The sequence below is a fragment of the Actinomycetota bacterium genome, assembly GCA_035765775.1.
Lineage (GTDB): Bacteria > Actinomycetota > CADDZG01 > JAHWKV01 > JAOPZY01 > DASTWV01.
In genome coordinates, this window is sequence record DASTWV010000032.1 from 52,815 (window position 1) to 64,755 (window position 11,941).

The window sequence follows — 11,941 nt, forward strand, 5'->3', positions numbered from 1 at the left end:
AAGGAGCTACTCCTATGCGGTACCCGAAGTACGTCTTGCCGTTTGCGGGCGGCATCATCGGGGTCGGCATCCTTGCCGCCTCTGCGGTCGCCCTGACCGGCGCTGGCCAGCTGGCCGGCTCGAAGTCACCTGCCGGCCAGGCCTCCATCTCCGCCTCGACAGCGTCGAACGGTTCGGCGGGCAACGCGCACCTTTCCACTGGTGCCAAGGCCTCGGTGAACGCCTCGGCCCCCACCCCGGACATCACCGGAGCCGCCGGGACGGCTGAGAATGCCGCCGGTGCCGCCACCGGAGCCGCCGGCAGTGCCCTCAACGCCGCCACGGGCGCGGTCAACGGCGCCCTGAAGACCACCACCGGCGTGGTGGGCAGCGCAGTCAACACCGCCAGCGGGGCCGTGAACGGCGCCCTGAACACCGCCACCGGCATCCTCGGTTCCGTCGGCGGCTCGACCGGCGGCTCCGCCGGGGGCACCGTCACCACGCCCGCCGGCTCGGTCTCGGCCAGCGCCGGGGTCACCTCGCTGATCACCTCGCTGCCCACCTCGGAGCTCACCGCGCTGCTCGGTCACCTGCCCGTGCTGACCGGCCTGAACATCACGTCCCTGGCGGCCAACCCCACCACCCTGCTGAACAACCTGCCCCTCCCCGACCTGCAGTGGCTGCTGAACACCCTGCCGGTCGCCCTGCCCTCCAACTTGTCGTCGCTGCTGGGCAACCCCACCGGGCTCCTCGGTGGCCTCGGCCTGGGCAGCCTGCTGGGCACCCTGAACTCCATCATCGGCAACCCGACGGCCCTGCTCGCCGACCCCACGTCGCTGCTCAGCAACCTGCCGGCGGCCAACCTGACCGCCCTGCTGTCCGCCCTGCCGGTGCCGGTGCCGAACCTGTCGGCGATCGTGGCCAACCCGACCCAGGTGGTCAACAGCCTGCCGCTCCCCGACCTGACCTACCTGCTGGGCGGCCTGCCGGTGCAGATCCCGGGCTCGCTGCTCTAACTCGCAGTCTCCGGTCACGCAAGCATCACCTGTAGCACCGCAGCACCGCAGCACCGCAGCACGGCAGTACCGCAGTACCGATTCCCCGCCGCCAGCCGGCCGGTGTCCCCGATCCATGGGGGCGCCGGCCGCTGGCGTTGAGTGGCGCAGAAACTTGTGGAAATGGCCGCCACTATGGCGGCTGGATCCACAAGTTTGCTCCGGTATGTATCCAGTTGCACATATTGCGGGGCCCGGCCGCCCTCGTCATCATCGCCCTGGCGGCCCGGCAGAGCGTGACCCATGTCCCATCGACGGCCCCCAGCACGGCCTCGCTCACCGCCTGCCAGGCCGACAAGCAGGCCGTCGAGGCCGCCGCCGGGGAGTACGAGGCCCTGAATGCCACGCCGCCCCCGAGCGTCACCGCGCTGGTTCCCCAGTTCCTCGCCGAGGCGCCCGCCGGGCCGGGCTTCACCATCTGGCTGGTCACCGGGACCACGACGGCGGTCGGCTCCCTGCCAGGCTGCTGATCAGGCGGGAATGGCGCTCCCAGCTTCGCCAGAAACACAGAAACGGCCCCGCCGGGGGGCCGTTTTCCACTGCCGAGAGACCGAAGCCGAGAAGCTAGGCCGAGCGCTCGCCCCGTTCCGGCCGCTTGCGCTCGGCCGTGCGGGGGATCAGCGTCGGGTTGACCTTCTCCAGCACGGTGGACTTGTCGATCACACACTTGCCGACGTCCTTGCGGGAGGGCAGGTCGTACATCACGTCGAGGAGGACCTCTTCCATGATCGCCCGGAGGCCGCGGGCGCCGGTCCCCCGCAACATCGCCTGGTCGGCGATGGCGGCCAGCGCCTCCTCGGTGAACTGGAGCTCGACGCCGTCGTACTCCAGGACCTTCTTGAACTGCTTCACGAGGGCGTTCTTGGGCTTGGTCAGGATCTCGATCAGCGCCCGGCGATCCAGGTTGTGCACGAAGGAAATCACCGGCAGCCGGCCCACGAACTCGGGGATGAGCCCGTACTTCAGCAGGTCCTCGGGCAGCACCTGGGCCAGGATGGTGCCGATCTCCTTCTCCTCCCGCTTGCGCACGTCGCCGCCGAAGCCAATGCCCCGGGCGCCGACACGGGCCTCGATGATCTTCTCCAGCCCGGCGAAGGCACCGCCGCAGATGAAGAGGATGTTGGAGGTGTCGATCTGGATGAATTCCTGGTGGGGATGCTTGCGGCCCCCCTGGGGCGGCACGCTGGCGGTGGTGCCCTCGAGGATCTTCAGCAGGGCTTGCTGCACGCCCTCGCCGGACACGTCCCGGGTGATGGAGGGGTTCTCGGACTTGCGGGCGATCTTGTCGGCCTCGTCGATGTAGATGATGCCGGTCTCGGCCTTCTTCACGTCGTAGTCCGCCGCCTGGATGAGCTTCAGCAGGATGTTCTCGACGTCCTCGCCCACGTAGCCCGCCTCGGTGAGGGCGGTGGCGTCGGCGATGGCAAACGGCACGTTCAGCATCTTCGCCAGCGTCTGGGCCAGCAGGGTCTTGCCGCAGCCGGTGGGGCCAAGCAGCAGGATGTTGGACTTCTGCAGCTCGATGTCGCTGTCCCGGCGAGCACCTGCCTGGATGCGCTTGTAGTGGTTGTAGACCGCCACCGACAGGATCTTCTTGGCCTGGTCCTGGCCGACGACGTAGTCCTTCAGGAACTCGTAGATCTCCCGGGGCTTGGGCAGCTCCTCGAGCTTCAGCTCCGGTGACTCGGTGAGTTCCTCCTCGATGATCTCGTTGCAGAGGTCGATGCACTCGTCGCAGATGTAGACGCCAGGCCCAGCAATGAGTTTCTTGACCTGCTTTTGAGACTTGCCGCAGAAGCTGCACTTAAGCAGATCGCCGCCATCGCCGAACTTCGGCATCCCGTCGCTCCCCCTAAAAGGCTGTTGTTTGCTGCAGTGGGTGGATCAGCTAGCGGTTGCTTCGTCGAGTTGCTCAGCGAGGACCGGGGACTGTTCGCGGGCCACGATGATCTGGTCGATGATGCCGTAAGCCTTGGCCTGGTCGGCATTCATGATGAAGTCACGGTCCGTGTCGTGGGAGACCTTCTCCAGTGTCTGCCCGGTCTTGTCGGCCAGGATCTGGTCCAGGAGGGCCCGCATCCGCAGGATCTCCTTGGCGTGGATCTCGATGTCCACCGCCTGCCCGCCGACCCCCCCGGACTCGGGCTGGTGGATGAGCACCCGGGAGTTCGGCAGGGCGAAGCGCTTGCCCTTCTCCCCCGACGCCAGCAGGACCGCCGCGGCGCTGGCCGCCTGCCCGATGCACAGGGTGGCGACGTGCGGCTTGATGAACTGCATGGTGTCGTAGATCGCCAGCAAGGCGGTAATCGAGCCGCCGGGCGAGTTGATGTACAGCCAGATGTCCCGATCCGGGTCCTCGGACTCGCAGAAGATCAGCTGGGCGGTGATCAGGTTGGCGACATTGTCGTCGATGGGAGTTCCCAGGAAGATGATGCGGTCCTTCAGCAGCCGGGAGTAGATATCGAAGGAGCGCTCGCCCCGGTTGGTCTGCTCCACGACGACGGGCACCAGGTAGTTGTCCACGAAACGCGCTCCTTCTTCTCTGGCAAACGCTGGGGCCCCGGGCTAGTCGGCAGGTGGTCCGCTAGCCGGTTCTTCGTTGGTCTCGTCTGTGATTTCGGCGTGCTCGACCAGGTAGTTGAGCACCTTCCTTCGAAGGATATCACCGGCCAGTGCCTCAACCCGGCCACTCTTATCGACGTCCCGGCGGAATTCGTCCACGTCCCGGCCGGCCCGGGTGGCGATCTTGTCGATCTCCGCGTCGAGCTCGGCCCGGGTCACGTTCAGGCCCTCCGCCTTGGCGATCTCATCGAGCACGAAGTCCGCGGCGATCGACCGCTCGGCAGCCCGGCGCTGCGAGGTGCTCAGCTCCAACTGGGTCATGTTCACGGTCTCGAGGTAGTCGTGCACCGTCATGCCGTGCTTGCGGACCTCCTCCTCGAGGGCGGTCATCCGGGCCTCGGCCTCGGCGCTGATCAGGGACTCGGGGACGGTCACGTCGGTGATGTCGACCAGCTCGTCCAGGAGCCGGTTGGACACCTCGCGGTCGGCCTGGACGCCCTTGTACTCCTCGATGCGGTCCCGGATCTCCCCCTCAAGCTCCTCCAGGGTGTCGAACTCGGAGGCGGTCTTGGCGAAGTCGTCGTCCAGGGGCGGCATCCGGCGCTGGCTGACCTCTTTGACGATCACCGTCATGGTGACCTCCTTGCCCCCGTGCTCGGGGCTCAGGCGCTCGGGCAGGACGCTGTTGAACTTGATGATGTCGCCCGCCCGCTTGCCCACCAGCTCGTCGTCGGTCTCGGGAGTCAGCGTGCCGGTACCGACCTCGTACATGAGGTCATTGGCGCTGGCTTCATCGATGGTGGTGTCGTGGATGCTCGCCCGGATGTCGATGAGCACGAAATCGCCCTTCTCAGCGTTGCGCCCTACGGGCTCCAGGGTGGCGAAGCGTTTCTGCAGCACGGCCAGGCGGTCGTCGATCTCCGCCCGGGTGGCCTGGTTCGACGGACGCTGGACCTCGAGGCCCAGGTACAGCGGAAGCTTGATGTCCGGACGCACCTCGACCGAAGCGGTGAAGCTGAAGGCGTCGCCGTCGAAATCCACTACCTCGATGTCCGGCGAGGAGACCGGGCGCAGCGACTCCTGGCGGGTGGCGTCGGTGTAGAGCCGGGGCATCGACTCCTCCAGCATGCGCTGGCGGATGGCGTCCTTCCCCATGCGCGACTCGATGATCTGCCGGGGCACCTTCCCCTTGCGGAAGCCCGGGATCTTGATGTCCTTGGCAAGGCGCTGGATGGTCTCGGCGGTGAGCCGCTCGACCTCCATCGGCTCCACCTCCACCAGGAGTTTCACCTTGGTGGGGCTCTCGCGCTCGACTGTGGTTTTCATGTGCGGCGCATGGTACCCCGAGAGGAGACAGCGTAGCCGGAGGCGGAGCGCAGCAATGCCGCAACCGGAGGCGGAGCGCCGGCGCCTGGGGGGCAGGTGGCCCCACCCGCCAGGCAACCTTGGCGTAGCCGGAGAAGACAGCTTTTTTCCGCTGGTGCCGTACCCCCGCCTACCCGGGCGGTCCGGCCGGCCAGGTCCGCGCTCGTACCCCAGCCGCGGACGTTGATGGCGGTAGGTCTCGGGATCGCGATGGGGGAACGGAATGCAAGCAGGCCGGAACTTCTAGGGAACTCCGGGCGGCTGCCCATCGCCGGGGCGGCCCCCCAACGCCGGGCGGGATAATGAATGAGGCACCGGGCCGGCCTGAGCAGCTCTGGGTGGGCTGGTCGCCCCATTCGTTGTAGGGTCGGCCTCTGCGGATGGCGACGGGACGTAGCGCAGCTTGGTAGCGCGCCTGCTTTGGGAGCAGGAAGTCGGGAGTTCAAATCTCCCCGTCCCGACTCTGCGGGCGTAGCTCAATGGTAGAGCTCCAGCCTTCCAAGCTGGTGGTGAGGGTTCGATTCCCTTCGCCCGCTCTCGTGCACTCCACTGGTGACCCGGACGCGGGCCGAACGAGGACCGGATGAGGAGAGGGGGAGCATGACCGACCGCTCGCAGTTCACCGCCATCCGGACCTATGTCGAGGCCAATGGGCGGCGCTTCGTGGAGACCCTGAAGGAGGCCTGCCAGTGGCCGAGTATCTCGGCCGAGGGCCTGGGGCTCGACCAGATGGCGGCTTGGCTGGAGGAGCGGCTGGTGGGCCTGGGGGCCACCGTCGAGCGCCTTGCCGTCCCGGGCGCCCCACCCGCGCTGGTGGGCACGATCCCGGGCAGGCCTGGCGGGCGCACCCTCATGATCTACGACCACTACGACGTCCAGCCGGTCGACCCTATCGACCTGTGGCACTCCCCGCCGTTCGAGCCCGCCGAGCGGGACGGCCGGGTGTTCGCCCGGGGGGTCGCCGACAACAAGGGCGACCTGGTCGCCCGCATGTGCGCCCTGGAGACCTACCGGCAGGTGATCGGGGAGCTGCCCTTCACCGTGAAGTTCTTCGTCGAGGGGGAGGAGGAGTCGGGCAGCATCCACTTCGAGCAGATCTGCCGGGCACACGCCGAGCGCCTGGGCGCCGACCACTGCGTCTGGGAGGGGTGGCGCATCGACCACGAGGGCCGCCCCGAGCTGGTGTACGGCTGCAAGGGCCTGCTCTACATCGAGCTGCGCTGCCGCAAGCTGACCTACGACCAGCACTCGTCGAACGCGGTGTACGTCCCCTCGGCCGCCTGGCGGATGGTGCAGGCACTCGCCTCACTCAAGGACGCCGAGGGCCGGGTGGTGATCCCGGGGTTCTACGAGGACGCCCTGGCCCCCGACGAGCGTGACGCCGCCCTCATCGAGGGTCTGCCCTTCGACGAGGCGTCGGAGCTCGACCGCCTGGGCATCGACGAGTTCGCCCAGGGCCTGCGCGGAGCCGCCCTGCGCCATGCCCTGATCTACAACCCCACGGCCAACATCGCCGGGTTCCTGACCGGCTACACCGTGCCCGGGGCCACGAAGACGGTGCTGCCCGCCGAGGCCATGGCCAAGCTGGACTTCCGGCTTGTCCCCGAGCAGGACGCCGACGATATCGCCCGCAAGCTACGGCGCCACCTGGACGAGCACGGCTTCACCGATATCGAGATGGAGGTCATCAGCGCCGAGAACCCCTCCCGCTCCCCCACCGACAACCTGCTGGGGCGGGCCATCGAGTCGGTCGCCGCCGAGTGGTTCCCCCGGGCGCCCGGCGTGTGGCCCCTGATGCCGGCGACCGGACCGATGTACCCGATCTCCAAGCTGCTTGGCATCCCGATTTGCTCCCCGCCCGGGGTCACCCGGCCGGACTCGGCCATCCACGCCCCGAACGAGCACGTGCGCATCGACGACTTCTTCGACGTGATCGGCTACACCACGGCCTACCTGGAGGCGTACGGGGCGCTGTAGCCGGCGCCCTACCACTGTGCCCAAAAGATCGCGAAAAACTTCTGCCGATAAACTACACCTCTGTCATTTCGGCTGGTAAACTCCTCGGGGCATCCAAACGAGTGAGGCTGGCCATGAGCAATCTGAGAGGCTCGCCGGGGCGCTCTTACCGGGGACCGGCGGCAGCCATTGCAGCGGTGATCTTCTTCGCCCTCGTGCTGCTGGTGTTGCATTCCGGGGCCAAGTCCTCGGCTCCTCCTGCGGGACGCAAAGGGACGCCGGGGGCCACAACGTCCGCCAGCACCGGGTCCTCGGCATCGAGCGGGTCCTCGTCGTCGGCAGGCGCGGCCGCCGCCGCCAACGGCGCTGCTGGCGATGCCGCCGCCGCGGGCGGCCCCCAGCTGAGCAACGTCCCGGCGCAGGGCGCCCAGTTGCCCAACACGGGTGCCCCTTTCCCCAGCTGGCTGGGCTTCCTTCCCCTCGCCCTGGCGGCGGCGCTGATCTTGAAGCTGCGCCAGCGGGCAGCCATGGCCGAGACCATCGGCATCGTGGAGCGGGAGGAGCGCCCGGAGGTGATCGAGCTACCCCTCAGCCTGGAGGAGGTCGAGGTCGCCCGGGCGGGCGAGCGGTGGTTCGACCCGTACTACGACGCCGAAGAGGACCACATCGACGACTTCGCGTTCGAGCCGAGCGCCCTCTACACTGGCCAGAGGCGCCCGTAGCTCAGTTGGAGAGAGCGTCGGACTTCTAATCCGAGGGTCGGGGGTTCGAATCCCTCCGGGCGCGCACGCGTTGCCGGGTATAGGCCGCGGCTCATAGTCCCCGCACTCTTGACGAGGCCTTGAGCGGATTGCACCCACTGGTGGAACGGTGCCGTGTATTTTTCGGCCGCCCTATGGCATGCTGCAAGGGTGTCGACAGGTCTTGAGCAGCACTCTGGCCTATGGAGCGAGGACGATCTCTTCGCGTTGCCAGAGGGCACGCAGCGCTATGAGCTGGTGGAGGGGGCCCTCCTCGTGAACCCTCCTCCCAGCGCCGGCCACCAAGGGATGAGCCTGAGGCTCGCCATTGCGCTGCACACTGTTGCTCCTCCCGGGGTCACCGTCCTCGAAGCCGTCGGCGTCCGCTTGCCAGGCGGCACCCTGCTCGTTCCCGACGTGCTGGTGGTCTCCTTGCCAGCACCCGAGGCGGAGCGCGCACTGGTCTTGGATGCCACCCAGGTGAGCCTGGTCGTGGAGATCGTTTCCCCCGGTTCCCAGACGACGGACCGGCTGACGAAGCCAGCGCTGTACGCCCGGGCCGGCGTCCCCTTGTACTGGCGCGTAGAGCCGGACGAAGGCCCCTCGGTGACCGTGTACCAGCTGGATGGCCACGAGTACATCCAGTCAGCGATGGCGCGCCCCGGCAGACTCCTGGCAGTCACCAAGCCGTTCCCGATTTCCCTTGACCCGGCAGCACTCCGACCCTAGATCCGTCGCAGAACAAACCCGCGGCATGCAATCCCGGCATGCCTTGTGCCACTGCAGCCCCGCTGGCCGCCACGGGGGAGCTTACTGGGAGCCTCGCGACATCCACGACTTGTTCAGCAACACAGACTTGAGCGAGGGGAGGGCGTGGCCGCACTGCGGGCAGAAGTTTCCCCTCTTGTCGATGACCTGGCCGCAGGTGCGGCACTTCACCGGCAGTTCGGGCTCAGCGGGCGGGGGCATTCCTCTGTCTCCCTGACGGCGAGGCGATCATCCTAGCGAGGGACCGGGAGCGGGTACCCCTGCCGGCAAGCCCCGTGCGGCGCCGGGACGCCAGCGCAGGAGGCCAAAGCCGCGTCTACCGTAGAGGACATAACGGCACCGTTCGGCCGCCGGAGAGCGACACCGTCCTCGTCCTATTCGCCCGCGGGGTCGTCCCGCACCCCGAAGCCCTCCGACACTGCGCCACGGCGGACCTCGTGGACGCAGAGGCCGGGGAGGCATCCCCGGCCGGCGCATTCAGTCGTGCATAGGTGCGCCCGCGCGCAGGAAAGGCAGAGTTCAGCGTCGTCGCAGACCTCGCAGCGGGCCCAGCGCTCCTCGTGCAGCGGGACGCCACAGGCCGTGCAGGCATTGCCGGTCACGGCAGCCCACCGAGGGGCGAGGCCGTCGGGGTCACCGAGCCGGGGGCGATGTCGTCGGCGATGGTCGCCAGGAAGTCGGCCACCCGAGGTCCCCACTCTGAGGCGAGGGAATCCGTGACCGGGAACACGTGGCCGTCACGCACCGCCCGCAGGGTGTCAAAGCCTGGGCGGGCGCCGAAGGTGGCCGCGTTTTGGGCGCAGCACACCGTGTCGGCCAGGAAGACGTACTGGGGGTTGGCCTGGATCAAGTACTCGGCGCTGAGCTGTGGGTAGTCCGAGGACTTGCCGGCGAGGTCGGCGACGTTGACCATGCCCAACCGTCCGAAGAGCTCGCCGATAAAGGTGTGCGAGGTGGCGGTGTACAGCGTGTTGTCCAGCTCCTGGTAGTAAGTGAGCCCCTTGGCCCGGTCGCCTACCGTGGCCACGATCTTGGCGATGCGCGCCCGGACCGCCGCTACGGCCGCCCCCGCTGCCAACGTATGCCCGGTGGCCGCCCCGAGCTGACGCATCTGGGCATAGGTGTCACCCAGCGTGGTGGCCGGCGGGAGGAGCATTGTCGTCACGTGCAGCGCCTTCAGCTGGGCCTCCAGCGTGCCCCCGGCGTCTGAGGCGAGGATCACCAGGTCCGGCTTGACGGTGAGGTAGCTCTCGGCGCTGTCCTCGTAGCCGGTCATGGACGTCCGGGGAGCCTGAGGCGGATCGATGGAGTACTTGTCGACGGCGACCACCTGAGGGCCGGCACCGATGGCATAGAGCATCTGGGTGGCGCTGGCCGACAGGGACAGGATACGCACCGGCCGGGCGGCGATCGCCACGGGACCGTTGGCGGCTGTGACCGTGACCGGCCAACCGACCGAGGGCGTGGACGCCGGGGAGCTCCGGGGCGACGCGCACCCTCCGAGGACCAGGGCGAAAGCGGCAAGGGCGGCGGTGCAGCGGTGCATTGTTCCCCTCCCGTCTCATGGTCCGACGCCAGGGGAATGCCCCGCTCGCCGGCCCGCTCGTTCCTCGACGAAGCGCTTCTGGCCGCTTCCAGCAGGTCAGGCGACCTGGCTCGGCCCCCCGGGCGAACGCTCGGGGGGCTCCACAGTTGCGGGACAGCGCCGGGTTGGTGACCGGACTTCGCTGGCCGGCTGGATGCTGGCGCCAGGCTAGTAGCCGGCACACTGCGATGCAAGCACGCCCTGAAGGGCCCGACGCGAAGAACCCGCCCGGCAAGGGCGGGTTCTTCCGAGACCGGCAGCGAGCGAGGTTACGGCTTGCCGGGGTGGGTCGTGGGACCGAAGCCGGTCGGGTTGTGGGCCAAGGCCGAAGCTGCGGCGCTGGGGAGGTCGGTGGGCTCGGCGGCAGGGCTGGACGATCCGGGGTGGTCCGTGGCGTTGGGGTGGCTGGTCGGGCCGTTGCCGGTGGGGTTGCGGGACACCCCGTTCGACGAGGAGGCGGTGCCGGTCACCGAGGCCCCGTGCGGGGCTCCGTGGGTGCCGGTCGAGTCCGCGGCCAGCTGGGCAGCGGCGATGGCGGTCTGGCAGGCGGCATCCGGGGTGGCGGTGGCGGAGACCTGGGCAGAGACGGCCGAGGAGTCCTGGGCGACAGCGGCGATGAACTGGCCCTTGGCGCTTCCGCTGAGCCCGAGGCTGTCGGCGGCGCTGGCGGCGTAGGAGACGCAGTTGCCGTGGTTCACGCCGGCGGAGGCGGTTTCCGAAACCCCGGCGCCTGCGGTGCCCGTCACGTCCTGCAGGTCGTTCTTGGCGGCCGTCGCAGCGGCGGCAGCGGCGTGAGGAGACGGCAGGTGCACACCGATGGTCGATGCGGCGTTCGCCACGGCCTGCTGGGCCGGGGCGGGCAGGGCGCCGGCGGCGGCCAGCCCACCGGTTGCGGCCGCGGCGGCGATGGCAACGCCGGCGATCTTGGCGGTCAGTGATGCGAACAGGGTGCTGAACACGGTTCTCCTCCTCCATTTCGGTAGCCCGGATTCCTGCCGCGCAGGCCCGTGGGCTTTGCTTGCCGGCCTCGCGGCCGGGTCGCCCTTGTCGATGGCGAGGCGGGACACCTCGATGGCTGCGGTGAGTGCCCGCCGGGCCGCCTCGGGAGGCAGGGGCCGAGTGAAGGCCGTCCCCACCTCGTCGGCAAACCGGGCGAGCACCGGGTCGATGTCCTTGCCTCCGTTGGGCGCCGTCCCGGAGAGAAGTTGATCGAGGTCCCGGTCACTGATGCCGTCGAGCTTTCCCATCTCGGCCCTGTCAGCGCCGCGGACCCGGGGAAGGTGTCGCCTCCCGGGTAAGTTTCTTCCGGATGGCCGCCAGCCCGCGGCGCTGCAGGGCCTTGACTGCGTTGGGTGTGCGCCGGGTGGTCCGGGCCACCTCCTCGATGCTGAGCCCCGCAACCATGCGCAGCAGCAGGACCTCCCGCTGGGCCACCGGTATGGACTCCAGGAGCCGCACCACGTCCTGGGTGCCGAGGGAGCGCATGGCCTCCTCCTCGACGTCGCCTTCCCCGGCGCGTGCGGCCAGGGCCTCCGCGGGAGCGGCCTCCGCGGGGTGGCGGCGGCGGTACCGGCGTTCATCCAGCAGCCGGTGGTGGGCAACCACGAAGACCCAGGACCGGAACTCGGGCTCGCCGCCCGTGAACCGAGCCAGGTCGCGGGCGACCTGGAGGAAGACCTCGGCGGCGAGATCTTCCGGTTCGGCGGCCCCTCGGCTGCGCAGGTACCCGTACACCGGCCCGGAAAGGTCGTCGAAGATGGCGCGCCAGGCGCTGTCCGAGCCGGTCCGGGCCGCCTGGAGGATCGATGCGAACGCTTCGCCCAGCGTCATGGGGCAGTGGGGGCAGGGTGCTGCGACTCGCTGCGCTGCACGGTCATGCCATCACCATCTCGCTCCGGTGCCCCGCCGGACGGTACCGGTTGGGCATGGGT

At 68.8% G+C, this 11,941-nt stretch carries 11 protein-coding genes, 3 tRNA genes and 1 riboswitch; of the genes, 8 read left to right on the top strand and 6 right to left on the bottom strand.

Annotated features, from left to right (window positions below; translation table 11 throughout):
• Positions 1-14: 14 nt before the first annotated feature.
• A complete protein-coding gene (locus VFW71_06815; GenBank protein HEU5002474.1) occupies positions 15-995 on the top strand; it encodes a hypothetical protein in 981 nt (326 codons plus the stop codon).
• 215 nt (positions 996-1,210) lie between these two features.
• Complete coding sequence (locus tag VFW71_06820; GenBank protein ID HEU5002475.1) at positions 1,211-1,504, top strand: hypothetical protein; 294 nt, start codon at positions 1,211-1,213, stop codon at positions 1,502-1,504.
• Between the two features lie 94 nt (positions 1,505-1,598).
• Here the strand turns inward: VFW71_06820 and clpX are convergent, their stop codons facing one another.
• The 3 genes from clpX to tig are packed head-to-tail and all read right to left on the bottom strand — an operon-like array spanning position 1,599 to position 4,922.
• Positions 1,599-2,873 carry an ATP-dependent Clp protease ATP-binding subunit ClpX gene (gene clpX, locus VFW71_06825; GenBank protein ID HEU5002476.1) on the bottom strand — a complete coding sequence of 425 codons (1,275 nt, stop codon included), beginning with the start codon at positions 2,871-2,873 and terminating at the stop codon, positions 1,599-1,601.
• 45 nt (positions 2,874-2,918) lie between these two features.
• Positions 2,919-3,557 carry an ATP-dependent Clp protease proteolytic subunit gene (locus VFW71_06830; GenBank protein HEU5002477.1) on the bottom strand — a complete coding sequence of 213 codons (639 nt, stop codon included), beginning with the start codon at positions 3,555-3,557 and terminating at the stop codon, positions 2,919-2,921.
• 42 nt (positions 3,558-3,599) lie between these two features.
• Positions 3,600-4,922: a trigger factor gene (gene tig, locus VFW71_06835; GenBank protein HEU5002478.1), complete on the bottom strand. Its 1,323-nt coding sequence runs from the start codon at positions 4,920-4,922 to the stop codon at positions 3,600-3,602.
• A 426-nt stretch (positions 4,923-5,348) separates the two neighbouring features.
• On the opposite strand from tig, the gene VFW71_06840 reads away from it, so the two are divergent.
• The 6 genes from VFW71_06840 (at position 5,349) to VFW71_06865 (ending at position 8,386) form a co-directional block, all read left to right on the top strand.
• Positions 5,349-5,422 (top strand) — tRNA-Pro (locus VFW71_06840).
• 4 nt (positions 5,423-5,426) lie between these two features.
• Positions 5,427-5,497 (top strand) — tRNA-Gly (locus VFW71_06845).
• 64 nt (positions 5,498-5,561) lie between these two features.
• A complete protein-coding gene (locus tag VFW71_06850) occupies positions 5,562-6,938 on the top strand; it encodes a M20/M25/M40 family metallo-hydrolase (protein ID HEU5002479.1) in 1,377 nt (458 codons plus the stop codon).
• A gap of 113 nt (positions 6,939-7,051) precedes the next feature.
• The gene (locus VFW71_06855) at positions 7,052-7,639 is read left to right on the top strand and encodes a hypothetical protein (protein ID HEU5002480.1); all 588 of its coding nucleotides are present in this window, start codon (positions 7,052-7,054) and stop codon (positions 7,637-7,639) included.
• A tRNA-Arg gene (locus VFW71_06860) sits at positions 7,630-7,703 on the top strand. Before VFW71_06855 ends, VFW71_06860 begins: the two co-directional genes overlap by 10 nt.
• A gap of 182 nt (positions 7,704-7,885) precedes the next feature.
• Positions 7,886-8,386 carry a Uma2 family endonuclease gene (locus tag VFW71_06865; protein ID HEU5002481.1) on the top strand — a complete coding sequence of 167 codons (501 nt, stop codon included), beginning with the start codon at positions 7,886-7,888 and terminating at the stop codon, positions 8,384-8,386.
• Positions 8,387-9,023: 637 nt separating this feature from the next.
• Here VFW71_06865 and VFW71_06870 read toward each other — a convergent pair.
• The 3 genes from VFW71_06870 to VFW71_06880 all read right to left on the bottom strand — a co-directional run bounded on the left by VFW71_06870 (position 9,024) and on the right by VFW71_06880 (position 11,840).
• Positions 9,024-9,971: an ABC transporter substrate-binding protein gene (locus VFW71_06870; GenBank protein ID HEU5002482.1), complete on the bottom strand. Its 948-nt coding sequence runs from the start codon at positions 9,969-9,971 to the stop codon at positions 9,024-9,026.
• A 308-nt stretch (positions 9,972-10,279) separates the two neighbouring features.
• Complete coding sequence (locus VFW71_06875) at positions 10,280-10,969, bottom strand: hypothetical protein (GenBank protein HEU5002483.1); 690 nt, start codon at positions 10,967-10,969, stop codon at positions 10,280-10,282.
• Between the two features lie 16 nt (positions 10,970-10,985).
• A riboswitch (cyclic di-GMP riboswitch) is annotated at positions 10,986-11,063 on the bottom strand.
• A gap of 204 nt (positions 11,064-11,267) precedes the next feature.
• A complete protein-coding gene (locus tag VFW71_06880) occupies positions 11,268-11,840 on the bottom strand; it encodes an RNA polymerase sigma factor (protein HEU5002484.1) in 573 nt (190 codons plus the stop codon).
• Positions 11,841-11,941: the final 101 nt, after the last annotated feature.

What these genes read in the sequence shown, in the direction of transcription:
- VFW71_06815 (HEU5002474.1), top strand. Translation starts at nt 15, where the DNA reads ATGCGGTACCCGAAGTACGTCTTGCCGTTTGCGGGCGGCATCATCGGG.
- clpX (HEU5002476.1), bottom strand. Translation starts at nt 2,873, where the DNA reads ATGCCGAAGTTCGGCGATGGCGGCGATCTGCTTAAGTGCAGCTTCTGC.
- tig (HEU5002478.1), bottom strand. Translation starts at nt 4,922, where the DNA reads ATGAAAACCACAGTCGAGCGCGAGAGCCCCACCAAGGTGAAACTCCTG.
- VFW71_06850 (HEU5002479.1), top strand. Translation starts at nt 5,562, where the DNA reads ATGACCGACCGCTCGCAGTTCACCGCCATCCGGACCTATGTCGAGGCC.
- VFW71_06855 (HEU5002480.1), top strand. Translation starts at nt 7,052, where the DNA reads ATGAGCAATCTGAGAGGCTCGCCGGGGCGCTCTTACCGGGGACCGGCG.
- VFW71_06870 (HEU5002482.1), bottom strand. Translation starts at nt 9,971, where the DNA reads ATGCACCGCTGCACCGCCGCCCTTGCCGCTTTCGCCCTGGTCCTCGGA.
- VFW71_06880 (HEU5002484.1), bottom strand. Translation starts at nt 11,840, where the DNA reads ATGACGCTGGGCGAAGCGTTCGCATCGATCCTCCAGGCGGCCCGGACC.